26 protein-coding genes are annotated in these 23,290 nt (G+C 34.5%); 18 read left to right on the plus strand and 8 right to left on the minus strand.

Going from position 1 to position 23,290, the window contains the following annotated elements; genetic code table 11:
- Positions 1 to 19: 19 nt before the first annotated feature.
- Positions 20 to 1,846, minus strand: a complete 1,827-nt coding sequence (locus HMPREF3129_RS02560; protein ID WP_070486760.1) for an acyltransferase family protein — start codon at positions 1,844 to 1,846, stop codon at positions 20 to 22.
- A 167-nt stretch (positions 1,847 to 2,013) separates the two neighbouring features.
- Between HMPREF3129_RS02560 and HMPREF3129_RS02565 the strand changes: the two genes are divergently transcribed.
- The 6 genes from HMPREF3129_RS02565 (at position 2,014) to HMPREF3129_RS02590 (ending at position 5,689) form a co-directional block, all read left to right on the plus strand.
- A complete protein-coding gene (locus HMPREF3129_RS02565) occupies positions 2,014 to 2,385 on the plus strand; it encodes a putative holin (RefSeq protein ID WP_020945795.1) in 372 nt (123 codons plus the stop codon).
- Entirely contained in the window at positions 2,382 to 2,654 is a 273-nt protein-coding gene (locus HMPREF3129_RS02570; RefSeq protein WP_004243326.1) for a phage holin family protein, read from the plus strand. The genes HMPREF3129_RS02565 and HMPREF3129_RS02570 overlap by 4 nt, the downstream gene beginning before the upstream one ends.
- Positions 2,655 to 2,656: 2 nt before the next feature.
- Complete coding sequence (locus tag HMPREF3129_RS02575; protein WP_070486762.1) at positions 2,657 to 3,001, plus strand: M15 family metallopeptidase; 345 nt, start codon at positions 2,657 to 2,659, stop codon at positions 2,999 to 3,001.
- A complete protein-coding gene (locus tag HMPREF3129_RS02580; protein WP_070486764.1) occupies positions 3,001 to 3,495 on the plus strand; it encodes a hypothetical protein in 495 nt (164 codons plus the stop codon). Before HMPREF3129_RS02575 ends, HMPREF3129_RS02580 begins: the two co-directional genes overlap by 1 nt.
- Before the next feature lie 378 nt (positions 3,496 to 3,873).
- Positions 3,874 to 4,653: a nucleotidyltransferase domain-containing protein gene (locus HMPREF3129_RS02585; RefSeq protein WP_004250905.1), complete on the plus strand. Its 780-nt coding sequence runs from the start codon at positions 3,874 to 3,876 to the stop codon at positions 4,651 to 4,653.
- On the plus strand, positions 4,637 to 5,689 hold the full coding sequence (locus HMPREF3129_RS02590) for a DNA polymerase beta superfamily protein (protein WP_004243319.1): 1,053 nt from the start codon (positions 4,637 to 4,639) through the stop codon (positions 5,687 to 5,689). The genes HMPREF3129_RS02585 and HMPREF3129_RS02590 overlap by 17 nt, the downstream gene beginning before the upstream one ends.
- Positions 5,690 to 5,787: 98 nt before the next feature.
- On the opposite strand, the gene sra is transcribed toward HMPREF3129_RS02590, so the two are convergent.
- The gene (gene sra, locus HMPREF3129_RS02595; RefSeq protein ID WP_004243316.1) at positions 5,788 to 6,021 is read right to left on the minus strand and encodes a stationary-phase-induced ribosome-associated protein; all 234 of its coding nucleotides are present in this window, start codon (positions 6,019 to 6,021) and stop codon (positions 5,788 to 5,790) included.
- Positions 6,022 to 6,427: 406 nt separating this feature from the next.
- Positions 6,428 to 6,736: a divalent-cation tolerance protein CutA gene (gene cutA / locus HMPREF3129_RS02600; protein ID WP_004243315.1), complete on the minus strand. Its 309-nt coding sequence runs from the start codon at positions 6,734 to 6,736 to the stop codon at positions 6,428 to 6,430.
- 367 nt (positions 6,737 to 7,103) lie between these two features.
- Between cutA and HMPREF3129_RS02605 the strand changes: the two genes are divergently transcribed.
- The 4 genes from HMPREF3129_RS02605 to HMPREF3129_RS02620 all read left to right on the plus strand — a co-directional run bounded on the left by HMPREF3129_RS02605 (position 7,104) and on the right by HMPREF3129_RS02620 (position 10,599).
- A complete protein-coding gene (locus HMPREF3129_RS02605; RefSeq protein WP_004243314.1) occupies positions 7,104 to 8,087 on the plus strand; it encodes a sugar-binding transcriptional regulator in 984 nt (327 codons plus the stop codon).
- A gap of 264 nt (positions 8,088 to 8,351) precedes the next feature.
- The gene (modA, locus tag HMPREF3129_RS02610) at positions 8,352 to 9,107 is read left to right on the plus strand and encodes a molybdate ABC transporter substrate-binding protein (RefSeq protein ID WP_004250908.1); all 756 of its coding nucleotides are present in this window, start codon (positions 8,352 to 8,354) and stop codon (positions 9,105 to 9,107) included.
- Positions 9,108 to 9,205: 98 nt separating this feature from the next.
- Entirely contained in the window at positions 9,206 to 9,982 is a 777-nt protein-coding gene (locus tag HMPREF3129_RS02615) for an ABC transporter permease (protein ID WP_036907889.1), read from the plus strand.
- A complete protein-coding gene (locus tag HMPREF3129_RS02620) occupies positions 9,976 to 10,599 on the plus strand; it encodes an ABC transporter ATP-binding protein (RefSeq protein ID WP_012368025.1) in 624 nt (207 codons plus the stop codon). The genes HMPREF3129_RS02615 and HMPREF3129_RS02620 overlap by 7 nt, the downstream gene beginning before the upstream one ends.
- 19 nt (positions 10,600 to 10,618) lie before the next feature.
- On the opposite strand, the gene HMPREF3129_RS02625 is transcribed toward HMPREF3129_RS02620, so the two are convergent.
- Entirely contained in the window at positions 10,619 to 11,311 is a 693-nt protein-coding gene (locus HMPREF3129_RS02625) for an XRE family transcriptional regulator (RefSeq protein ID WP_036905601.1), read from the minus strand.
- A gap of 107 nt (positions 11,312 to 11,418) precedes the next feature.
- Positions 11,419 to 11,676: a hypothetical protein gene (locus HMPREF3129_RS02630; protein WP_004243308.1), complete on the minus strand. Its 258-nt coding sequence runs from the start codon at positions 11,674 to 11,676 to the stop codon at positions 11,419 to 11,421.
- Between the two features lie 770 nt (positions 11,677 to 12,446).
- Here HMPREF3129_RS02630 and HMPREF3129_RS02635 point away from each other — a divergent pair.
- Complete coding sequence (locus HMPREF3129_RS02635) at positions 12,447 to 12,854, plus strand: DUF4878 domain-containing protein (RefSeq protein ID WP_004243305.1); 408 nt, start codon at positions 12,447 to 12,449, stop codon at positions 12,852 to 12,854.
- Positions 12,851 to 13,405 (plus strand): YiiX/YebB-like N1pC/P60 family cysteine hydrolase, encoded by a 555-nt coding sequence (locus HMPREF3129_RS02640; RefSeq protein ID WP_036918473.1) that lies wholly within the window; start codon positions 12,851 to 12,853, stop codon positions 13,403 to 13,405. Before HMPREF3129_RS02635 ends, HMPREF3129_RS02640 begins: the two co-directional genes overlap by 4 nt.
- Before the next feature lie 98 nt (positions 13,406 to 13,503).
- Here HMPREF3129_RS02640 and HMPREF3129_RS02645 read toward each other — a convergent pair whose 3' ends face one another.
- The gene (locus HMPREF3129_RS02645) at positions 13,504 to 14,292 is read right to left on the minus strand and encodes a glucose 1-dehydrogenase (protein ID WP_004248258.1); all 789 of its coding nucleotides are present in this window, start codon (positions 14,290 to 14,292) and stop codon (positions 13,504 to 13,506) included.
- A 386-nt stretch (positions 14,293 to 14,678) separates the two neighbouring features.
- Between HMPREF3129_RS02645 and HMPREF3129_RS02650 the strand changes: the two genes are divergently transcribed.
- The gene (locus HMPREF3129_RS02650) at positions 14,679 to 15,392 is read left to right on the plus strand and encodes an RNA ligase family protein (protein WP_036918471.1); all 714 of its coding nucleotides are present in this window, start codon (positions 14,679 to 14,681) and stop codon (positions 15,390 to 15,392) included.
- Positions 15,379 to 16,515, plus strand: a complete 1,137-nt coding sequence (locus HMPREF3129_RS02655) for an AAA family ATPase (protein WP_036918470.1) — start codon at positions 15,379 to 15,381, stop codon at positions 16,513 to 16,515. Before HMPREF3129_RS02650 ends, HMPREF3129_RS02655 begins: the two co-directional genes overlap by 14 nt.
- A gap of 99 nt (positions 16,516 to 16,614) precedes the next feature.
- On the opposite strand, the gene HMPREF3129_RS02660 is transcribed toward HMPREF3129_RS02655, so the two are convergent.
- Positions 16,615 to 17,100, minus strand: coding sequence for a DUF4822 domain-containing protein (locus HMPREF3129_RS02660; RefSeq protein WP_004243298.1), 486 nt, complete (start codon positions 17,098 to 17,100; stop codon positions 16,615 to 16,617).
- Between the two features lie 1,006 nt (positions 17,101 to 18,106).
- Between HMPREF3129_RS02660 and HMPREF3129_RS02665 the strand changes: the two genes are divergently transcribed.
- The 4 genes from HMPREF3129_RS02665 (at position 18,107) to HMPREF3129_RS02680 (ending at position 22,222) form a co-directional block, all read left to right on the plus strand.
- Positions 18,107 to 19,327 carry a PfkB family carbohydrate kinase gene (locus HMPREF3129_RS02665; protein ID WP_036918468.1) on the plus strand — a complete coding sequence of 407 codons (1,221 nt, stop codon included), beginning with the start codon at positions 18,107 to 18,109 and terminating at the stop codon, positions 19,325 to 19,327.
- A 26-nt stretch (positions 19,328 to 19,353) separates the two neighbouring features.
- Positions 19,354 to 20,091, plus strand: coding sequence for a glutamine amidotransferase (locus HMPREF3129_RS02670; RefSeq protein ID WP_004243294.1), 738 nt, complete (start codon positions 19,354 to 19,356; stop codon positions 20,089 to 20,091).
- Between the two features lie 131 nt (positions 20,092 to 20,222).
- Positions 20,223 to 21,188: a DMT family transporter gene (locus HMPREF3129_RS02675; RefSeq protein WP_004243293.1), complete on the plus strand. Its 966-nt coding sequence runs from the start codon at positions 20,223 to 20,225 to the stop codon at positions 21,186 to 21,188.
- A 2-nt stretch (positions 21,189 to 21,190) separates the two neighbouring features.
- Complete coding sequence (locus HMPREF3129_RS02680; RefSeq protein ID WP_004243291.1) at positions 21,191 to 22,222, plus strand: methylphosphonate esterase; 1,032 nt, start codon at positions 21,191 to 21,193, stop codon at positions 22,220 to 22,222.
- 81 nt (positions 22,223 to 22,303) lie between these two features.
- Here the strand turns inward: HMPREF3129_RS02680 and glpX are convergent, their stop codons facing one another.
- Positions 22,304 to 23,284: a class II fructose-bisphosphatase gene (gene glpX, locus HMPREF3129_RS02685; RefSeq protein WP_004248255.1), complete on the minus strand. Its 981-nt coding sequence runs from the start codon at positions 23,282 to 23,284 to the stop codon at positions 22,304 to 22,306.
- Positions 23,285 to 23,290 lie beyond the last annotated feature (6 nt).

Consider the following 23,290-nt stretch of genomic DNA (forward strand, 5'->3'; position numbering starts at 1 on the left):
ATATAACTGGCTTTTTTATCTATTTATTTATTTTTTTTAAAATTTCAATTCCAACATAATCAGCCCCATAAATAGAGAAATGTTTATTATCTGAATAAATAGGGCGATTATTATCATCGACTACCTTACATAGCCCGTTTTCACATAATATTTCATCTAGATCTATGTATATTATGTTTAGTTTTTTAGTTATATCTATAATATTGTAATTATATTCGTTTTTAATCTCTTTTTCTGGGGTTGTGCAAGATGATAGATTTGGTAAATGTTTATATATGGGTAGTTCGTTATTATTAAGACATTCAAACACATTCTTTATTGGTTTTTGAGCCAAACCAATAACATAAATTTTGTTAGATATTTTTTTTATACTGTTTAAATATTCAAAAATATAATTTCGATTAAATGTTTTTATATCACCATCATTACTATGTATCCTTAAATAAGGACTCCAATCTTGAGCAAATATAATATTTGCATCAGGATGTTTTAATACAGAATCTTTTAATGAAATAAATCTTTTTATGCAAGCATTTTTTATTTTATCTGTATAAGTATAATGATATCCATCCATAGAGAAGCATCCATCCTCAAATACACCTATAAAACCGATGCCTCTATTTTTCATAAAATTTGCATACTGCCTAGCCAAACTATCTCCAACCAATATCACTTCTACATTTTTGTCGCTGTTATATCTTCGAGCAATACCTCCTCTATCAATCCCAACTCCACCATAGTATTTTTGGTGAAAGTTAACAACCTCCTCTCTTGCTTCAATTCTATCTGATATGCCATTTTTACTAATATAGAATGATGATAATAAAGCTAGTAAGTATATAGATAATGATTTATAACCATAATTTCTTTTCTTTTCAATTAATTGAAAGTTAATAAACGCAATTAATAAAGTAAAAATAAAGTACGAATATATAGAAATATCGATATTTATTTTTTTCAAAAATACAATTAAAGGCCAGTGAACAAGGTAAATTGAGTAAGACCAAAGTCCTATTTTTTGAAATATAATATTTGATAATAATGTTTTGTTACTGTTAGATAAAATACAAAGATATGCTCCAAAAACAGGTAACATAGCATTGTAACTAGGCCATGCGTCAGCATCTGAAAAAATAAAGAACGAAATTATAATTAAAATTAAGCCTAATACTTCAATAGCTCTTTTTTTGTTATCTGTTGTTTTTAATGGAAATAAAAAAGCAACACCACCTAATAGCATTTCCCATGCTCTAGTGTAAATCATGAAATAAGATAAAGTTTTATCTTTGGATGAAAAATAAACACAAAAAATAAAACTAAAAATAGCTAATAATAAAACAACTTTCTTTAAGTTTTTTATTGAAATTATTTTAGATAATGCTACCAATGCTATTGGATAAAGTATATAGAATTGCCATTCTACGGACAGCGACCACGTATGAAGAAATAGCTTACTAAAAGAATCAACGTCAAAATATCCAGATTCATTGGCATATGTAATATTTGATATAAAAAGTAAGCTTGATAACCCATGCTCTCCAGCTAATTTATAGGTGGTGGGTTCTAAAAATAAGTAACCCATCGCCAATGTAATCGATATGATAGTGACCAAAGCGGGAACAATTCTTTTAGCTCTTGCTTTTAAAAAGTTCCAGATATAGAAGTTATTATTCTCTAATCCCCTAAAAATTATTGATGTCATTAAAAAGCCAGATATGACAAAAAATACATCAACTCCAGCAAAACCACTGGGTACTAACTCTTTATTAAAATGGAAGAACATAACAGATAAAACTGCAATGGCTCTTAAACCATTAATGTCAGCTCTAAATTTTTTACTTTGCATATTAAATTATTATTTATTTTACCAATAGAATGGCTGAATTTTATCATTAAAAGTAAAGATTGTTCAGTATTTCTATTGTTATGTTTTTGTTTTTCTTTTTTGCATTTTTGGTTGTTCTGTTGGTTATGTAGTATCATGATTATTCATTAATCACTGGTACTACACTCATGCAAGAAGATGTCTACACAAAAGCTGGGATCGGCACTACTGCTTTTCTTGGTTACTTCGCAGGGCTTCCAGCAGAAGTTGTTATGGGTTCACTGTTGGGAGCCATCTTCTTTACTACTGCTGCTACTGAATATAGCTTTAAACGTAGATCGGTATTAGCCTTTCTAAGCTTCGTTTGTGGTCTTATATTCTTTAGCCCTGCAGCAACTATCTTTATTTCTGTTACTGGTCTTTTCGGTGTGAAACCGGAGCAATACGAAATCGAACATATCGATGCCGTAGGTGCTTTTGTTTCCGCTTTGCTTGTGGTTAAGTTAAGCGTAAAAGCATATGGAAGGGCTGATATACCGAAACAAGGAGGGCAACAATGAAATGCGAAACATTGCTCACTATTGTTAATGCCATCATCTGTACCGTCATATTTCTACGTGTGTTCTATTTTAAACGTGACGGCAGACAACACTGTAAAAAAGGTGGATGGTTAGCTTTCCTCATTCTTGCTTACTCTTCAAGCGTACCTATTCGCGCTTATTTCGATCCTAATTATCACGCTGATATCTACAACATCTTTGCCAATATCCTGATCTGCACAACGTTGCTGGTCAGTAAAGGCAATGTCATCAAGTTTATAAAGGGGTGAATATGTCATTAGTCGATAAACAGAATACGTTTACAGGTATGGTTGCAAAGTTGATCACCTTTGCTCAGCAGAAGGGATATAAACTAACGTTTGGTGAGGCTTATCGTACCGAAGAACAAGCTAAATTAAATGCAAAGAAAGGATCGGGTATTAGCAACAGTCTACATACTCAACGTTTAGCAGTCGATTTCAACCTATTCGATACTAACGGAAAATACCTTACAGCCACCAGCGACTATAAAGAACTGGGTGAGTATTGGGAATCATTGGGTGGAAGTTGGGGTGGGCGTTTTAAAAATCGTCCTGACGGTAATCATTTTTCATTAGAGCACAATGGGGTTCGTTAATGAATAAAACCGTCATAGCGTTAATTGCTTTGGCTGTTTCCTTTACCGCTGGCTTTGTTGCTGGCGGTATTTATTTTGATAACCAAGCAATGAGTAAACAGATTGCAGGTAATCAATTAGATGAAAAGGATGTGGCCACAAATATTGAACTGCGTAAACACGCAGACAATGAACAGCAAAATAGGTTGGAGATATATCATGACGCACAACAGCATGATACGATACGCACAGATGCTTTGCTTGATCGTGTTCTTAATCACTTTGACAGGGTGCAGCTCTCAACCGATACCACGAAAACAGAAGTTGCAAGTGCCGATAACACCAATACCTGCCGAGTTGAGAAAGCTAAAGCCAGTGAACTTTCTCGACAACTACGAGAAACACTTGAACGATATGGGCGTGAAGCTCAGCGTGCAGATGAAAATACCAGAACACTCAACCTTTGCATTTCAGAGTTGGAAGCAAAGGAAAAACTTCTCAATTCTTACCGATGAAAAAGTAGACAGATTTCATAATGACGGTATCGGTGACGGTGTTAGTGATATCTAATTTAAATATAATTTATATTTATTAGTGAGTTAAATTACTAGAATATAATTGAGTGGGAATAAAATAACGTTTATCAGCAATAGTTGATAAAGGTTAAAAAACCAAGAGCCATCAGTAAGTTACTGGTGGCTTTTTTGTTTTCTATGGTTAGTAATGGTTGACAAGAACCGAAAAAAATGACGGTATAGGAGACGGTATCAAAAAATAAATTATAAAATTAAGACACTAAAGTAGTTATGTTGCTATTGTTAGCTCTAGTCATCATCATAATTGGCAACATTATTAAATTTAAGAGTTGTAAGGAAATACCGAGTAACATCATCATGCATAATCAGATATTAAAAAAACTGCCACAAATAGAGCAAATGCATCAAATAAAACTACTTTATGTTGCTGAAAGTGGAAGCCGTGCTTGGGGCTTCGCATCAACGGATAGTGACTATGATGTACGAGGTATTTTTATACGGCCTCGCAATGCATATCTTTCAATTGATAAACCTAAAGAAACATTTGAGTGGATAGAAAATAATTGGTTTGATGTAGGAGCTTGGGATATTACGAAAGCATTGCATCTATTACGTAAGTCAAATGCTATCTTATTTGAGTGGTTACAATCACCTATTGTTTATCAACAATATGCTGGTATCCAAAAAGAATTATTTGAGTTGGCACAATTATATTATCAACCCCAAATCATTGTTCATCATTATAGAGGGATCGCAAAAGCCGTTAGTAGACATCATTTTGAAGAGAGTCATGCAAGTAAAGCGATAGATGAGCCCATAAAATTAAAAAAATATTTCTATCTCTTACGTTCACTTTTAGCTGCTTATTGGACAGTAAAAACGGGGAATATCCCACCGATGGAGCTTAATCAGTTAATAAATATATTAACCACAGATGAGCAAATAATTATTCGAGAGTTAGTGAGCTTTAAAGCAGATAAAGATGAACACTTTACTTGGCTACCAACCGATAATATGCAAAAACTGATCACTTTTTTATGGCAAGAAACAGCAACTCAATTAGCGAAACGCACCGTACCAGATAGTGAAATATTAAATAATTGGTTTAGGAAAATACTTGATGAAACTGACCATTGACAATATAAAGCCTTACCTTTTATTTGAAACAATTTCAGGTAGTCGTTCACAAAATTTGGCAACAGATAGTTCAGATACTGATATTAAAGGTGTTTTTTATCTACCTAAAGAGATGTTTTATTGCTCTGATTATGTGCCACAAGTAAGTAATAAAACTAATGATATCGTTTATTATGAATTAGGGCGATTTGTTGAATTACTGTGTGCGTCTAATCCTAATATTTTAGAATTATTAAATGCACCAGAGCATGTTGTTATTTATCGTCATCCATTATTTATGCAATTTAACCCAGAATGGTTTTTATCAAAGGAATGCGTACAGACTTTTGTGCATTATGCTCAAGGGCAAATAAAAAAAGCGCAAGGGTTAAATAAGAAGATCATGGATCCTATAGATAAAGAGTTAAAAACAATCCTTGATTTCTGTTATATCATTGAAGATGGAAAAAGCCTATTACTGAATAATTGGCTTAAAAAACGTTGTTGGGAGCAGCAAAATATTGGGTTGGTTAAAATCAATCATGCACAAAATCTTTATGCAGTTTTTTATGATCCAAATAGTGATTATCAAGGCGTAATAAAAAAAGATAATGCCACCGATGTTTTACTAAGCAGTGTCTCTGAAACAGCTATATTACAAGCCTATCTTAGTTTTAATAAAGACGGCTACAGTACCTATTGCAAGCAGTATCATGCTTATTGGCAATGGGTTGAAGAGCGTAATGAAGCCCGCTATCAGCAAAATATTGAACATGGACGAAGTTACGATAGTAAAAATATGATGCACACTTTTAGGTTGCTTTATATTGCATTAGGAATTGCCACTGAAAAAAAAGTCAAAGTTTGGTGTGATAACAGGGATGAATTGTTAGAAATTAAATCTGGGGCTTTAAGTTATGAAACATTATTTGAGCGAAGTAAAATATTAATAGAAAAAATTGAGCAAGCTTTTCAACAAAGTCAATTACCAGAAAAAATCAATCCTCAATTAATTAAACAAGTATTAGTGAATATTCGTAAAGAATTATATCAATAATAGAATACTATTATCCCTTACAAGGTTGTAAGGGATAAACTATTAGTTATAAATAATAAAATAAAAGTTATTTACAATCTAACATTAGGCATAAGTAATTAACTTACTAGAAGATAATCTGGATAAGCATCGGTTAATTTCATATAAATACGCTTATTTTGCGCATTTTTTCTGAAATCTTGTTTTAAACAGATCCGAGTTGCATTTTTTAACTCTGCGGGAAGATTATCACTTTCTGTAGGCGTAATAATGGAAAAACGCACTTTCTTTTTAGACCGACTTAAATTATAAGGTAAACCTAAAATACGTCTTGCGACTCTGTTTGTTTTCACAACTCACTCCTTTTTTACATGTAATATAGAGAAAGCTTGTTAATTATAACAGAAAATAACTAGGGTAAGATATCGGTTAAATTTATTCTTTAGGATAATAACCTATAAAAACCAGTTTGTTGTTGTTTTATTTTTTCCTTTGCTCATTAGCGTATTATTGTTCATTTCCTTGACTTATAAAAATTCAATAATAATTTATTGTTTATATTTTTTCTGTGAATATAAAGATGATCTCAAAAAGAAAAGTTTTTAAAAATGATTTAGCAGTTAAATAGTAATTAATCTTAATATTTTACTTTGTTTATTTGTCTCATTATTGAGATTATAAGTATTGTTTTATTTACAATATTCTATCATTTTTATCACAAATAAGATGAAATAGCATGATAATGCAATGAAATAATCATTAATTTAGGCTTTGATGTATCCATTCTAGATAACCATGAAACCCATTTTCTATAGGGACAATAATGACTTCTGGTGTATCGTAAGGGTGCATTTTTACTAGTGTATCAATCAAAATCTGTTGTTTTGAACTCTCGCTTTTGATCATCATAAGTACCTCATTATCTTCAACAATTTCATTATTCCAATGATAGATAGATTTGATATTAGGAAGGACGTTAATACAAGCTGCAAGCTTCGCCTGTATAAGATGGTGAGCTATTTCATGGGCGACAGTTTCATTAGGGGCTGTTGAATAAGCGATAATCATATTTTTCCTCTGTATTAATGAGTCTATGGTTAATTTGTTATAGGGTAATTAACTTTAATATCATCAAAATAAAACTTTTTAAAACTTAACGCTAAGATTTCTCTTTTTAACCGAATAAAAACATATTTTCAAAAAAAACTTTCTCGATATGAGATAATTACGGCATTATTAAGTGGATTTTACATATTTTGAGTTTCTTTTTGTAAAGAAAAACACCCATTTGCCGATATTAGTAGTTGTTAAATGAAATGTATCTAATTGTGTTATAAGAACATATTCAATAAAAATTGTTATTACCTTCTGCAATATCGTAAATATAAAATAAATTAATTATTAATAAGATTTATAAAAAATAGTGGGGTTTAAAATGGATAATAATTCGCTAAAAAATGCGAGTTTATTTGATAATGATCCCGTTCTTTATGCTGCATGGCTTTACTATCAGGACGGACTCAGTCAAAGTGAAGTTGCAAATATTATGAGCGTTTCTCGAGTGACTGTTGTGAAGTATTTACATCTCGCGAGAGAAAAAGGTTTCGTTAATATAAGCTTGGATTCATCAGTATTTTCTACGATTGATTATTCAATCAGAATAAAAGCAAAATTTAATCTTAATAATGTGCTTATTTTACCTGATGAAGAAAAGAATAAATCGCAACAAACATCAAATATGAATCGAGAAAGATTAGCTAAAGCAGGGGCTATGTATCTTTCTCAGATAATCAGCAATGATGATATTTTAGGCGTAGCTTGGGGAAGAACAATCCATAAACTAGGGCACTATCTCCCCACTAAAACACTAGAAAATGTCACTGTGTTACAAATGATTGGGGCTGTAGCCCCACAACCTGATTTTACTACTGCGGAATCTGCCGCTTTGATCGCCAATAAGTTTTCAGGTTGCAGTATTAATTTGCATGTACCGGCTGTAGTGTCAAATGCACGTTTGGCAATGGAACTACAAGCAGAACCCATAATACGGCGTAATTTCTCTGCTTTAAATCAATGTAATAAAGCTTTGTTTGTTGTGGGTAATACTCAAGATGACAACCCTTTGATTACAACAGGCGTACTCACCACAAATGAGATGGCACAATATCGCGATTTAGGTGCTGTTGGTGTCATTTGTGGTCGATTCTATGATGCACAAGGTAATCCTCTGCTTTCTGATATCGACCTTAGAATTATGGGAATTAGTCTTGCACAGTTAAGACAGATCCCACAGCGTATTTTTATTGCTGGAGGCGTTGAAAATGTTGCTGCAACCATAGGCGCAATAAAAGGGGGATATGCTACAGATATTGTCATCGATGAAGTGACGGCATTAGCATTATTGGAGTTGAGTATTTAATAGTGAGATCCTCGTTTAAACGAGGATTTGTTATTAATATCGCTGTTATTTTTCATCTAGATCGCTTATCAAAATATGAGTGATTATGTATTTTTATTCTAGCGACAGAGTGATAAAAATATCTTAATAAATAAATTAGAGATGAAAAGTAAAATGCTAGCTTGCTAGCACTTTGCTGTTTTTTTCTTACTAAGATCTTGCCTTAATTTCTCATATCTATCATTATATAAAAAATTATATAACGATATTGTGTTTGAGGATGTTATGAAACGCCAAGTTTTGGTAGGTTTAGGTTTTGCGCTAGGATTATTTTGCCATAACAGCTTTGCTGTAGAGCTTCATCTTTATGCTGGCGCAGGATTAAAACAGCCTGTAGAGCAAGTAGTTGGTCTATTTGAAAAAGAAACCGGTAATACAGTGACTATCGAATATGGCGGTTCTGGCCAAATTCTTACACGCTTTAATCTCACTCAACAAGGTGATCTGTTTTTTCCTGGCTCTCAAGAGTATGTAGAGAAGTTAGCGAAACAAAATCAGGTGGTTAGCCAATATCCTATTGTGCGTCATATTCCTGTTATTGCTGTCAGAAAAGATAAAATCGGTGAGATCAAAACTATTACAGATCTTGCAAATAGTTCATTGAAATTAGGTATGGGAGATGCAAAAGCAATTGCATTAGGTAAAAGCGGTGAACAATTAATCGAAGCGTCAGGCCAAGGTGAGCAGTTACGAAATAAAGTGGTTGTTCGTACAGCAACCATTAAACAGTTACTTATGTATTTATTAAATGGTGAGGTTGATGCTGCCATTATTGGTTACGCTGATGCAATGAAAAACCAAGATAAATTAGTTTTATTACCCATACCTGAAGGAAGCCCCGAAGAAATTGCGACACTAGCGGTGTTAAAAACCTCAACAAACCCCACACAAGCACAACAATTGGCTGATTATTTTTCTCGTCCCGAAGGAATAAAGGCTTTTACTGATTATGGTTTTCTACCTGTTATTTCAAAACCATAGATTTTTCTCACATTATTTGTATTTTTGCCACCGGCTCACAGGTGGCTTTTTTCATTTTTACAATAAATGTCATTAGTAGATTAAGAGAAGGCTTCACTGTGTATCGTTGGGCACTAATACCACTTTTATTATTATTATTTTTGATATTGGGATCACTTATTGCATTAATTTGCCAATTCTCTTATCACGAACTCACCATGGTTATTACTGATGCTGAATTTCATTTTGCCGTATTGATGTCACTGAGCACCGCGTTAACATCATTGTGTTTAGCCGTGCTCTTAGCTGTACCTGCAGCTTGGGTGATGGCAAGATCGTCATTTAAAGGACAGCGTTTTATTGATGCGTTACTCGATTTACCCTTAGTCACGCCTCCTTTGGTAATAGGTATTGGATTATTATTATTGTTAGGTCATCAAGGACCTTTAACAGGGGTTTTCCCTCAATTATCTCGTGCCCTTTTTTCTCCCTTGGGGATTATTATTGCTCAAACATATGTTGCAAGTGCAATCATTATGCGTAATAGCCTTGCGGCGTTTAAAGCTATTGATCCTGCTTATATTCAAACCGCACAGAATTTAGGATTAACACCAACAAAAACGCTTATTTTGGTTGAGATCCCACTTTGTTGGTCTGTATTAATCAGTGGTTGTATTGTGGCTTTTTCTCGAGCATTAGGGGAGTTTGGGGCAACATTAATGTTGGCAGGGGCCACACGATTAAAAACAGAAACCTTACCAATGGCAATCTATTTAAATATAGCGAGTGGTGATTTCTCGCTTGCGATAGGTTGCGCTTTAGTACTGATAGCAATTGCAATTACTCTATTGTTTGCTTTACACCGTTTACAGCGTGATAGGAAATTAGCATGTTAACCATTCACTCGTTAACTACCGGTATTTTAACCGAGGTTTCATTACACCTAGAGCAAGGGTGTTGTTTAGGGATCAGTGGCTCATCAGGTAGCGGCAAAACAACGTTACTCAATGCTATTGCGGGTTATACCGGCTATACAGGGGATATTGTTTTAGCTAACCAAAATATGAATAAATTACCTGTTTGGCAGCGCCCCTGTCGTTATTTAAATCAGCGTCTTTATTTATTCCCTTTTCTCACTGTAAAGCAAAATTTATGGCTGGCACAATATGCGGCTAAGCAAAAGCGCAGTAAAGAAAAAGAGATAGCGTTACTTGAACAGATGGGAATTGCTCATTTAGCAACACGTTATCCATCTCAAATATCAGGGGGAGAGCAGCAACGAGTTGCATTAGCAAGAGCACTCATTAGCCAACCCAAACTGTTATTAATGGATGAACCCTTTTCAAGTTTGGATTGGGAAACACGTTATCAGCTGTGGGAGCTTATTATCTCATTAAAAAAACAGCAGATAACGATGATAATAGTCACTCATGAGCCTCGTGAATTGCAAGCATTAGCAGATAAAACGCTGTTATTATCTAATGGGAAAATTGTGCAAGAAAGTAAAAACTAAAATAAAAATATGCAGATGATCACCAAGCCATCACAGACCAGTGAATAACGCGTCCCATAATTTTAACGGAGTCAATTTCTGCAAATTCATCAGGAAATTCATCTTTATTGTAGCTACGAATAATTAATTTTCCGCCTGGCTGACGGTAGAGCAATTTTATTCTAAATAATGAATCTTGTTCGATAGCATAAATACCGCCATCCACAATCCGCGTATTACCTGTATCAACGGTCACTGTTGAACCATTTGGAATAACTGGAGACATACTATCACCATAGACGGAAAAACAGATCACATTTTGTGGTGAAGCGCCATAGCGGCGTAGTGTGCTTTTGGAGAATCTCAATTTATAACCATTATGATCTTCGTTAGTACAGCAGCCATCACCAGCGGCAAGTTCAATACTTTTAAAATAACGGATCTCGACTTCATCAGCATTGAGAGGGGTATCGTTATCCCATTCACTGACTGAATGCCATTCATCTTGGGGAGGTATTTCAGAAGCGGGTGTTTGTTTATTATCCCCTTCGAGCAACCACGATAATTCACAATTTAACGCTTTTGCTAATTCAGGTAAAAAACGAGGGCGTTTGGTTTTGCCACTCTCAAGCTGTTCAATTGATTGTTGCGTTGTACCAGCCAAGGTAGCAAGCTCAGATTGTGTTAAACCTAACGCAATACGTTTGTCTTTGGTGCGTTTTGCAATAGACATGAGTGACTCCTAATACGTGTCCTTACATATTTTAAGTATAAAGAGTATACCGTAACTAGAAAACAAATTAAATTGTATTTTGTGGGGTGTTCAACGAAAAAGGGTGATTATTTTAATTGAAAGACATCATCGGCACTATTTGGCGGTGTTAGGTATGGATTTTCATCGGTCACTTCGGGATCACGTAATACTTCACCACAAAAAATATAGAGATCGGGTCTTTTCTTTTTGAGATAGTTTAAGCGAATAGTACATTCATCTTTGGTATAAATGGTTTCTGTTACTGGAACCGCATCACAAGAATCATGCCCGCATGGACTGACTAATAAAACATAACCGACCAGCATGAGCTGTGAAGTAAACATAGCATACCCTTTTAACTATTCATGTTTGGTCATTGAAATCAGATGGCTAGATTACCTATTCATGATCCAAAATGCAGTTTCTATTTATCTTAAATTGACTTAATGGTGTAAAAAGGCGCATTGTGTCACAAAATTTCTAGTCTTTATTTGTATTTTACACCGAAATGTTATAAGTCTACTTAGAAAATCGTGTTGTCATATCATGATTAAATATTAAAAAACAAATAGATTTGTTTTATTGAGATAAACGTTATTGTAATTTTGTATCACTATCGTAACTGATTTTGCAACATACTGTATTTGTGTGTTTTAAAATAAGCTTTGTCAATGATATGGCATTTTACCTATTTCGCTAACAGATAACTATTTTTATTGAATCTGTTAATGGCGACAGCGTGATGCGTTGCCGATCCTCTTTTTTCGAGATTAAAATACAAAAATAGAACATAAAAAAGTTTTATATGGTAATAATGTTTCTGCTTACTTTTAGATTCATTATATATTCAATATTTTTTTATAAATATAGATAGAAATATTTTACTCGATTGTTGGGAGGATTTTTTCAAATATTTTTTACTAGGATTATTCTATATTAAAAAAAATTTATGACGAAACCTATTAATGTCACGTATAATTCCGCGATAGAAAAGTTATTTTTCTATTGTACAAACATAGTTTATAAATAAATTAGTGTGTTGTATGAGATGGTTTTCCTTTTTATATAAGATGCTTATTGTATTAAATTAAATATTTATGGTGATGGTGAATTTATGTTAAAGAAAATGATGGGATTTATGTTTCTTGCGGTGGCAATGATGACATTATCTGCATGTGGTGATAAACAAGACGAAGCAGGAAAAGCCGCGGTTGAATTTATTGAAGCTGTCGCTTCCGGTGATGGTGATAAGGCTGTGTCATTAATGTATTTTGGTGATTTAGAAAAAGATCCAATGGCAGAGCAAATTACCGGCAAATTTAAAATGATCGTTGCCGAAGCGGGCAAAAAAATTAAAGAGCAAGGTGGCTTGGGTAAGGTTGAAGTAGCAAAAGTTGAATACAGCGAAGATAAAAATAAAGCCGTTGTCACACTCAAAACAGTGTTGAAAAATGGTGAAGAAAAAACAGAAAATCAAAATATGATCAAAGTTGATGGCAAATGGAAAGTTGAAGTTAAGTGATAATACGCTTTACTCTTGCATTAACTTTATACTTAGCGAGCACATTGACTGTGCTCGCTTTGCCTCATCAGTTAAAAAGTGGTGATCTGGTTTTTCGCGATGGTGATGAAGTTATTAGCGACATAATAAAGCAAGTTGATAACAGCGGGTTCAGCCACGTAGGAATGTTGTGGATAACTGAGCAAGGTATACAGGTTGTTCACTCAACACCCAGTGAGCATGCTGATAGTAAAGATGGTGTTACTATCGATAGTTTGGATTTCTTTATCAGTCGTGCTAAGCCTAATTCTGTACGCTTTTACCAAGTGCGTGGAAGCGAACAAGCACGACAACAAGCGTTAGAAGCTGTTTTAAATCGAGTAGGGGAAAACTTCAGTATTCAGCAAGATAAAGGTGTTTATTGTACAGAGTTGGTGGCTGATGCATGGCTAAAAGCAGGGGTTTCTATTTCAACGGGCACACGTACATTACATATGCCGTTTATTTCTGAAAGAGCACTTATTTTTCCTGATAATATTATCCATTCCGAAAATGTTATTTTGATTGAATAAAATAAGGATAAAAGCCTTCTTCCCAAAGAATAAGTATAAATAAACCGCAAAATTTGGAAAGAAGGTTATCTTAACGGTATGGACGACAGTGAACGGCTTTAACCTTTTCCACCTTGAAATGAAGGATAAAGTGTCATACCGCCATCAATGAAAATAGTTTGTCCAGTAATATAAGTAGATTGCTCCGATGCTAACCAAGCAGCAACATTAGCCACTGCTTCAGGCTCTGCGGCATATTTCATTGGGATCATCTCTTCTAATTCTTTGCGTAACGCATCATCTTGCATTTTTTCTTTATTTATTGGGGTATTAATAGCACCAGGGCCAATGGCGTTAATACGAATACCATAGTGTGCATATTCAAGAGCCAGTGATTGCGTTAACATTCTCACGCCACCTTTACTGGCAGCGTAACTAGCAAAAGTCGGCCATGGGATCACTTCATGAACAGAAGACATATTAATAATATTGCCTTTGATTTTATTCTCAACGAAATATTTCAATGCGGAGCGAGCCGTTAGAAAATAACTGGTTAAATTTATATCAATAATTTTACGCCAATCTTCTAAATTCACTGCATGGGAAGGGGTTTGTGTCTCAATTCCCGCATTATTGATCAGAAGATCGAGCTGACCAAAGTGGTCAATCGCTTTATAAATAAAGTTATGAGCAATTTTTTCATCACTAATGTCACCGCCAAAAATAATCGCTTTACCTTTACCATGTTTATTTAAGCTATCGGCTAATGCTTGAGCTTCATTTTCATCAGAGTGATAGTTGATAACAACGTTCATTCCTTCTTGAGCTAATCTCGTCACTACTGCTGCACCAATTCCTCGTGACGAACCTGTTACTACAGCAACTTTTCCTTGAAGATCGTGATACATACTACCTCCCATGTGCAATATCGTTATGTAAACAGCGACTGAGGATTAAGATATTTATCATTATTTAAGTATAAATACCTATAGAGTGACATTATTAGCGTTGTCACCCTACTTAAGGATAGATGAACAATCATCATGGAGTGTTAAATAACGAAAAAAATTGAGAGAAAATGAATAATAAATATAAACATTTTTTTCTAGTGCTATCTTGATAATACAGGTAGTATGTTAAAAATTATTTCTTTTGTTATTTTTGAGTTATTAGGTTGTGGTTATGTAATACGCATTAAGGCACTGAAGATAAATAGTGCAAATACAGATAAATATACTCACTGAATTTTAATATAAATTTAGTAGGGTTCCTGTTACTTAATGAGTATAACACAATGAATAATCAATCAAAAAAATATGACAGAACATATCACTATCCTTTTTCACCAGGCACAACAAGCGATGATCGTATTAATGCCAATTGGTGGCAAGATATCTGCAAAATAAAGCATCTTATTCATACTGAAAAATTAGATGGTGAAAATAATTGCTTAAATCGAATGGGGGTTTTTGCTCGCTCTCATGCGACTCCGACACAATCTGCGTGGACAGTACAACTACGCCAGCGTTGGCAATCCATCAGAAATGATTTAGGTAATTTAGATATTTTTGGTGAAAATCTTTATGCCATTCATTCTATTGAATACCAACACTTGGAAGAGTATTTCTATGTTTTTGCCATACGTTGTCAGGATAAATGGCTAAGTTGGGAAGAAGTGCAATTTTATGCCACTTTATTTGATTTACCCACCGTACCGGAAATCTCGCTACCAAAATCGGAAAATAAAATAGAGTTTGAAAAGAATATTGTTTTACACGCACAAAAGCATAGCTCTTTTCAATCACGAGATGTGTTAACCAAGAAACCAAGTGCGATGGAAGGCATTGTCACACGAGATGCTCAAGCATTTTCATTAGATGAATTTTCACATCGGGTGTTTAAATATGTGAGAAAAGATCATGTTAAAACAGATGTGCATTGGAAACGTAATTGGAAAAGAGCGCCACTGATTTGGGAAAAAACACAGGAGTCTCATGATGCTTCATAAAAAATTACATAGCGAAATGTCATGGGAACAACTTGGTGAGTACTATGATGAAATTAGTGATATGTCCGGTGTTCGACAAGATCCGATCCACCATGCTGAAGGTGATGTAGCTATTCATACACAACAGGTGATCCACGCTATAAAATCACTCCCTGAATACCAAGAGCTGTCAGAAAGAGAGCAACAAATTCTATGGATTGCAGCACTTTTACATGATGTAGAAAAACGTTCAACTACCCGTGAAGAGAATGGGCGAATTATTTCGCCAGGCCATGCTCGTAAAGGAGAATTAACGACAAGACGTTTTTTATATGAAAAAGTGCCGGTTAGCTTTATTGATAGAGAACAGATTGCGGCATTAGTACGCTATCACGGATTACCTTTATGGTTAATGGATAAACCCGATCCTAAAAAAGCCTTATTAGCGGCTTCGTTAAGAGTAGATTGCTATTTATTGGCATTGCTGGCTAAGGCGGATGTTCTGGGACGAAGCTGTGAAGATAAGCCCGCTTTATTGGATAAAATAGCGTTATTTACACTTTACTGTGAAGAATTAAATTGTTGGAGAACACCCGCACGATTTATTTCTGATGGCGCTCGATTTCACTATTTTCATAGTGAAAATAATGTCGATCCTCACTATGAACCTTATCCAGAGCAAGGAAGTGAAGTTATTGTGCTTTGTGGGCTACCGGGAATGGGCAAAGATAGTTATATTCGCCAATATTGTGCAGATATGCCTGTAGTAAGTTTAGATGCATTACGTCAGCAGCATAATATAAAACCAGATGATCGTGATGCGAATGGATGGATTGCACAACTTGCCAAAGAGCAAGCGAGAATATATTTAAGAGAGCATAAGCCTTTTGTTTGGAATGCAACAAATATTACTAAACAAATGCGTAATCAACTTATTGCTCTGTTTTATCGTTATCAAGCTAAAGTGACATTGGTATATATTGAAGTCCCTTATTTGCAATGGAAAAAACAAAACAGCGCAAGAAAGGAAGCGGTTCCCGATAAAGTGATGGAAAGAATGTTGAGCAAACTGGAAGTCCCAACACCAGAAGAAGCGCTTAACGTGATTTATTGGGTTGATGGGGAAGCTCAAAATTTGATTTAAGGCTAGTTATATTAAGATCATACAACTAAGAAAAGGGCTATTTTACTTACCATAAAATAGCCCTTAATTATTTATAACAGGTGAAACAACGTATTATGATTACTTCTTAACGTGATGAATAATATCAAAATAAACAGTATTATCCCCTTCAGTTGGGTAAATACGATAGGTATACTCATCATTATTGATGGTGATATTTTCTACATCACGAGTAAATAGTGTTTTTCCTTGTGCATCTTTGGCAACTAATGTACGCGTTTTTCCATCATTAGACATTGACCAATCCCCTTGCATTTTTTGTTTACCTTCAGGGGTAAACATAATAAAAGTGCCATTAGGATAATATTCTGCTAGGCCAAAATAATTACTGACTTGTGGATTATTAGCGTCAACTTTATTGCCTTTCTCGTCAATGGCTTGCGTGGTAACCCAAACTTTTTCTACCATGACTTTTTCATAATCATTGAGATCTTTTTGTGCTTGAGTTACGCCCTGAACTTGTTGTGTTGTGCTGGTGCTTTCAGCGGCAAAAAGAGAAGCACTAACACTTAATAATGAAATAGCAATAAGTGATTTTATTTTCATAGGTATATCCTTATGTCTTTACGTTGTGTATTTATCAGATTATTGGTGCTCAATTTATATTTATAATCTTAGACACTAAGTTTAAACATCGCTAGAAAATAAATGTGTCGGAATATGTCTGATAAATAGGTTGTTTTACAATCTATTTAGGTATTAGATATTTTAGAACACATTGTTGCTGATTTTATCTTCTTGAATTTTGTGATTTTTAGTTTTTATATCTAAGTTTTTATTTTTTATTGGAGTTATATTTTGTATCAGTGAGTTGCTGTTAGTGCTTTAGTATTCTCAGCTATTTACAAAATAAGCCAAAGATTGACGAGTAAAAAAATAAATCAATAAATAAAGCAAGATTTTTACTTACTTTGCCTACTTAAAATAGGTTATTTATACTTAGTTTGTTCAATGACTGTTGTTATTAATGTTATCTACCTCACAAAATGAGACAATAAAAACTGCTTCTATTTTAATCATTATGTCTGTATTTCTAATTATAAGTTGACATGATTAATTTACATTATCATTGGCTATACATTTTAATGGTAAGAAGAATTGTACTAATTTATGAACTATAAAAATGGAAGATTAATTTATTTTAAGCTTTGCTCGATTCACTAAAATAGTTGATTATTTAAACATAGTGATGATTATTTTTATTTTTGATTATTCTAGTAACTCTAACTTATTATAAAATAAGGTTTTTATTTTTTATTGTTTTTTAAGTTAATTATTTAAGTTTTAAAAAGCAAATAATTAATATTAGATTGTTTTATAATCAATATAGTGTTTGTTATTTTATTATTTGATTTTATTTGTGTTTTAATGAGAGGGGAGATGGCTTCTATATATTAAGTAATCTTATTACTATCATTATTTATTTCTGCTTTTTTTTGTTTTTTATTTTTGTGTTTCTGCTTTTTTTTGCTTTTAATAAATAACATATGATTGTAATCACAATCCCATAACAACTAATAAATTAAAGTTGTTGCCATAGAGGTAACATTAAATGAAAGCAGAGCGTCATAAAAAAATTGTTAATCTGATCAAAGGTCATGGTGCAGTAAAAGTTTCTGTTTTAGCAAAAGAGCTTAGTGTTACCAAAGAAACCATACGATCAGATTTAAATACATTGGTTGAGAAAGGAATAATTAAAAGATGCCATGGTGGGGCCTTTATTGAATTTGAAACATTAGACAAAGTTGCCAAAAAAGAAATCATACAATTTTTAGAATGTAATGATCAAATTGATAAAATTAATTTAGCGGGGCAGCCGGCAGTAAATAAAGTATGTGTATTAGGTTCATTTAATGTTGATATGATTAGTTATTTGCCCAGACTGCCAGAAACCGGGGAATCTTTATTGGCGAATAAATTTATCTTCTCACCAGGAGGTAAAGGATGTAATCAAGCATTAGCGGCAAGTTATGCTGATGCACAGGTGCATTTTATCACCAAAATCGGTACCGATCAGTTTAGTGATTATGCAGTAAATTTTATATCGTCATCAAGAATAAAAACATCAACGATATATCAAACTGAAAATCATCAAACTGGAACAGCATCAATCTTTGTGTCAGAAGAGAGTGGTGAAAATATTATTTCTATTTATTCAGGGGCTAATATGGATATTTCTTCTGATGAGGTAAAAATACAAAAAGATAAAATTATAGATGCCGATATAATTTTATTGCAATTAGAAACTAATATTGAAGCATTAAAGGAAATTATTTCAATCGGGAATGAAAATAATATTCCCATTATTTTAAATCCTGCACCTTACAATAAAGTTATTGATAAGCTATTGCCAATGTTAGATATATTAACACCTAATGAAACAGAAGCCAGCTTATTATCAGGTATTGAAGTTGTTGATTTAGTATCTGCTAAAAATGCAGCCAATGCTATTTATCAAAAAGGTGTTAATAAAGTTGTCATTACTTTAGGTAGTAAAGGTTCATTAGCTTATGACGGTTATAAATATATTTACTCACCAGCTTATCCTGCGGTGGTAAAAAATACAGCGGGCGCTGGTGATGCTTTTAATGGTGCACTAGCAGCCTCATTAGCAAAAGGAAAGCAGTTTTCTTACGCGTTACGCTATGCATCAGCTTTTGCATCACTAGCTGTTGAGACGAGTAATGCTTCAGAAATGCCTGAAGATATTAATGTCATGCATCGCATCAATCAAACAACATATTCACAGATTGTCACTCAATCCCCTGAATAAATAATCTTTTTGAAAGAGGAAAAAAAATGAAAATCTTATTTATTGGTGAGTCATGGCACATTCATATGATCCACTCAAAAGGCTACGACAGTTTCACTTCTAGTAAATATGAGGAAGGTGCCACTTTTTTATTAAATTGTTTAAGGGAAAAAGGGGTAGCAGTTGATTATATGCCTGCACATACCGTTCAGGTCGCATTTCCTCAGACTGATGAAGAATTAGCAAAATATGATGTCATCGTGATCAGTGATATTGGTGCTAATACTTTCCTCTTGCAAAACGATACTTTCTACAACATGAAAGTACTTCCAAATGCATTAGGGCTGATTAAACAGTTTGTTGCTAATGGTGGTGGCTTATTAATGATTGGCGGCTATCTATCATTTATGGGTATTGAAGCGAAAGCAAACTATAAAAATACCTTATTGGCACAAGTGTTACCTGTTGAAATGTTAGAGGGTGACGATCGTGTGGAAGCCCCAGAAGGAGTATTCGCAACTCCAGTTAATGCAGAGCATGCCACGATAAAAGGTTTTAGTGAATGGCCGATGTTCCTTGGTTATAACAAAGTGTTCGCTAAACATAACACTGAAACGGTTTTGAATATTGGCGAAGATCCACTACTGGTGTTTGGTCAATTTGAAAAAGGAAAAACAGCTTGTTTTATGAGTGACTGTTCACCGCATTGGGGGAGCAAAGAGTTTTTAGCATGGCCACATTATGCTGATATGTGGGTCAATATTCTAAAGCAAATCGCACGTTAGTTCTTAATAACAATAGCAGTAAGAAAAGTAAAAAAGCGCGGAGATACACTCTGCGCTAATAACAAAATAACCGATTACTTGAAAAATAAAAAAGAAATCACTCATAGTCAATAATCCAAAAGGAACATCTTATGAGTACAAAAAATTTATCAACACCCTTGCTGATGGTAGCAACTGTGTTAGCAGGGATGCTATCACCAATGCAGTCTGCGGTGAATGGGCAACTGGGACATGTATTAAAAGACGGTAATGCTAGTGCAGTTATCTCTTTTGCCAGTGGTTTAGTGGTCATGTTTTTTATCATTATGTCCAAAAAACAATATCGCCAGCAATTTGCTTCTATTCCGACATTAATTAAAACACGTAAAATTCCATTATGGAATTGGTTTGCTGGCCTCTGTGGCGCAATGGTGGTTTTTTCTGAAGGAGCATCAGCCAGTGCATTAGGAATAGCTACATTCCAAACAGCATTAATTTCAGCACTGTTATTATCAGGTTTATTATGTGACCGCTTTGGTATAGGTGTGGATGAGAAGAAATACTTCACCCCATATCGTGTATTAGGTGCCGTATTAGCTGTTGTTGCTACTCTTTTTGTCGTTTCTCCGCAGTGGCATTCAACCTCTTTTATTTACTTAGCTATTCTACCTTTTTTAGCGGGTTTATTAGCGGGATGGCAACCAGCAGGTAATTCAAAAGTGGCTGAAGCAACAGGTTCGATGATGGTTTCTATTACTTGGAACTTTATTGTTGGATTTACTGTTTTAACGATTGCGTTAGTAGTACGTATGGCGTTAGGGCATATAACACTGGAGCTTCCTGCTACATGGTGGATGTATTTAGGTGGGCCTTTAGGGTTAATGTCTATTGCATTAATGGCTATTTTAGTACGAGGCTTAGGGTTGCTGATGTTAGGTGTTGCATCAACTGCGGGCCAATTACTGGGTTCGGTATTAATTGACCTCTTATTACCTTCGTTAGGAAATACTGTTTATTTAGTCACAATCATCGGTACGTTATTTGCCTTAGTCGGAGCCATTGTTACTACCATTCCTGAGTTTAAAGCGACTAAATCAGTAAAAAGAGCAGGGGCATAATCATGAAAGGTTATATTCAAACGGTAACGGGTCCGGTTAAAAAAGCGGATATGGGGCTGACACTACCTCACGAACATTTATTTAATGATTTATCTGGCGTTGTTGATGAACCTTTTTATGAATTCTCACACGTTTTAGTAGATAAAAAAGTCAGTGCAGATATTCAGTGGGGACTAAAATACGATCCATATTGTTGTTGCGATAATATGGATAAAAAACCCATTGAAGACGTTATTTTTGAATTAAATAATTTTAAAGAGCTTGGGGGCAAAACGATTGTTGATGCTACAGGTTCATCGTCAATTGGTCGTGATATTAGAAAATTAAAACAAGTTGCAGAATTAACGGGGATTAATGTCGTTGCTTCTTCCGGCCTTTATATTGAGAAATTTGAAGGAAAACGCCTAGCTGATGATATTGATGCGATGGCAAAAATGATCGATGATGAATTAAATATCGGCATTGACGGTACAGATATTCGTGCTGGTATGATTGGCGAAATTGGTGTATCTCCTTTCTTTACAGATGGTGAAAAAAATAGTTTACGTGCCGCTGCACTGGCTCAAAATAATAACCCTTATGCCTCAATGAATATTCATATGCCAGGTTGGCAACGCCGTGGTGATGAAGTATTAGATATTCTTTTAACAGAAATGGGGTGTGATCCAGCCAAAATATCGTTAGCCCATTCAGATCCTTCTGGTAAAGATATCGATTATCAATGCAAAATGCTTGATCGAGGTGTTTGGCTTGAATTTGACATGATAGGTCTTGATATTTCTTTCCCTAAAGAAGGCGCGGCACCCAGTGTGATGGATACGGTTGAAGCTGTCGCAACCTTAATAGAAAGAGGTTATGGTAACCAAATTGTATTAAGTCATGATGTGTTTTTAAAACAGATGTGGGCAAAAAATGGCGGAAATGGTTGGGGGTTTGTGCCTAACGTTTTTCTTTCATTATTAGCACAGCGTGGCATTGATAAGACGATAATAGATAAGCTGTGTATTGATAATCCAGCTAATCTATTAGCATGAATTAATTATAACTATAAATACCCCTTGAATACATTTTGCGACACGTAAGCCCGTGTCGCTTTTTTAGTTGTTATTCTCGTGTTAGCGTAAATGATAGTTTTCGATATAACGTAATGAGTGTGTGGAGCCATTAATCACTAACGAGTGTGTACGCAAATAATCGCTTTGTTCAGTGACACCGGATAATAGGTCACCGGCAGTAATTGCGGTTGCTGCAAACATAACATCCTGATGGCGCACCAATATTTCAAGTGGCAATGTAATATTAACATCAGTTCCCATGTTATGGCATCGAGAGATTTCTTGTGCTGCAATTTCTCTATTTGTTGCATTATTACCTTTAGCAATATCGCGGGTAATAAGGCGTGCTTGCATATCACCACCTAAAGCTTTAGCAATAGCGGCACTAATTACACCTTCTGGCGCACCACCAATCCCGTACATAACATCAATAGGATTATTAGGCATTGTGGCATATAAAGAAGCAAGCACATCGCCATCCGGCAAAGTGATGACATTAATACCTCTATTACGCAAATCAATGATAATATCGTGATGGCGCGGTTTATCTAAAATCGCTAGTGTTAACTGGCTTAATGATTTATTTAATGTTTGTGCAATAGCATCAAGGTTATATTCAAGGCAATGGTTAAGGTCGATCACACCTGCTGCTTTTTTACCGACAACCAGTTTTTCCATGTACATATCGGGTGCTTGTAAAAAACTACCTTCAAAACCTGCAGCTAAAATAGCCAAAGAATTATTTTCACCGGTAGCGACCATGCGAGTTCCATCGATAGGATCAACGGCAATTTCTATTTTTTCACCTTGGCCGTTGCCTACTGGTTCGCCAATATAGAGCATAGGTGCTTCATCAATTTCACCTTCACCAATAACAATTTGGCCATTGATATTAAGGCTATTAAGGCGCTCTCGCATGGCGGCAACTGCGGCAGCATCTGCCGCATTTTTATCTTGTTTACCTACCCATGGCATAGCCGCAATAGCAGCAGCTTCTGTGACTGATGCGATAGAATTAGTTAATTCATCATTTAATTTCATAGGGTT

The organism is Proteus sp. HMSC14B05 (assembly GCF_001808035.1).
Taxonomy (GTDB): domain Bacteria; phylum Pseudomonadota; class Gammaproteobacteria; order Enterobacterales; family Enterobacteriaceae; genus Proteus; species Proteus mirabilis.

Excerpts from the sequence above, each read along its gene's own strand:
- HMPREF3129_RS02560 (WP_070486760.1), bottom strand. The coding sequence starts at position 1,846 with ATGCAAAGTAAAAAATTTAGAGCTGACATTAATGGTTTAAGAGCCATT.
- HMPREF3129_RS02565 (WP_020945795.1), top strand. The coding sequence starts at position 2,014 with ATGCAAGAAGATGTCTACACAAAAGCTGGGATCGGCACTACTGCTTTT.
- HMPREF3129_RS02570 (WP_004243326.1), top strand. The coding sequence starts at position 2,382 with ATGAAATGCGAAACATTGCTCACTATTGTTAATGCCATCATCTGTACC.
- HMPREF3129_RS02575 (WP_070486762.1), top strand. The coding sequence starts at position 2,657 with ATGTCATTAGTCGATAAACAGAATACGTTTACAGGTATGGTTGCAAAG.
- HMPREF3129_RS02580 (WP_070486764.1), top strand. The coding sequence starts at position 3,001 with ATGAATAAAACCGTCATAGCGTTAATTGCTTTGGCTGTTTCCTTTACC.
- HMPREF3129_RS02585 (WP_004250905.1), top strand. The coding sequence starts at position 3,874 with ATGCATAATCAGATATTAAAAAAACTGCCACAAATAGAGCAAATGCAT.
- HMPREF3129_RS02590 (WP_004243319.1), top strand. The coding sequence starts at position 4,637 with ATGAAACTGACCATTGACAATATAAAGCCTTACCTTTTATTTGAAACA.
- cutA (WP_004243315.1), bottom strand. The coding sequence starts at position 6,736 with ATGATTATCGCTTATTCAACAGCCCCTAATGAAACTGTCGCCCATGAA.
- HMPREF3129_RS02605 (WP_004243314.1), top strand. The coding sequence starts at position 7,104 with ATGGATAATAATTCGCTAAAAAATGCGAGTTTATTTGATAATGATCCC.
- modA (WP_004250908.1), top strand. The coding sequence starts at position 8,352 with ATGAAACGCCAAGTTTTGGTAGGTTTAGGTTTTGCGCTAGGATTATTT.
- HMPREF3129_RS02620 (WP_012368025.1), top strand. The coding sequence starts at position 9,976 with ATGTTAACCATTCACTCGTTAACTACCGGTATTTTAACCGAGGTTTCA.
- HMPREF3129_RS02625 (WP_036905601.1), bottom strand. The coding sequence starts at position 11,311 with ATGTCTATTGCAAAACGCACCAAAGACAAACGTATTGCGTTAGGTTTA.
- HMPREF3129_RS02630 (WP_004243308.1), bottom strand. The coding sequence starts at position 11,676 with ATGTTTACTTCACAGCTCATGCTGGTCGGTTATGTTTTATTAGTCAGT.
- HMPREF3129_RS02635 (WP_004243305.1), top strand. The coding sequence starts at position 12,447 with ATGTTAAAGAAAATGATGGGATTTATGTTTCTTGCGGTGGCAATGATG.
- HMPREF3129_RS02645 (WP_004248258.1), bottom strand. The coding sequence starts at position 14,292 with ATGTATCACGATCTTCAAGGAAAAGTTGCTGTAGTAACAGGTTCGTCA.
- HMPREF3129_RS02650 (WP_036918471.1), top strand. The coding sequence starts at position 14,679 with ATGAATAATCAATCAAAAAAATATGACAGAACATATCACTATCCTTTT.
- HMPREF3129_RS02655 (WP_036918470.1), top strand. The coding sequence starts at position 15,379 with ATGATGCTTCATAAAAAATTACATAGCGAAATGTCATGGGAACAACTT.
- HMPREF3129_RS02660 (WP_004243298.1), bottom strand. The coding sequence starts at position 17,100 with ATGAAAATAAAATCACTTATTGCTATTTCATTATTAAGTGTTAGTGCT.
- HMPREF3129_RS02665 (WP_036918468.1), top strand. The coding sequence starts at position 18,107 with ATGAAAGCAGAGCGTCATAAAAAAATTGTTAATCTGATCAAAGGTCAT.
- HMPREF3129_RS02670 (WP_004243294.1), top strand. The coding sequence starts at position 19,354 with ATGAAAATCTTATTTATTGGTGAGTCATGGCACATTCATATGATCCAC.
- HMPREF3129_RS02675 (WP_004243293.1), top strand. The coding sequence starts at position 20,223 with ATGAGTACAAAAAATTTATCAACACCCTTGCTGATGGTAGCAACTGTG.
- HMPREF3129_RS02680 (WP_004243291.1), top strand. The coding sequence starts at position 21,191 with ATGAAAGGTTATATTCAAACGGTAACGGGTCCGGTTAAAAAAGCGGAT.
- glpX (WP_004248255.1), bottom strand. The coding sequence starts at position 23,284 with ATGAAATTAAATGATGAATTAACTAATTCTATCGCATCAGTCACAGAA.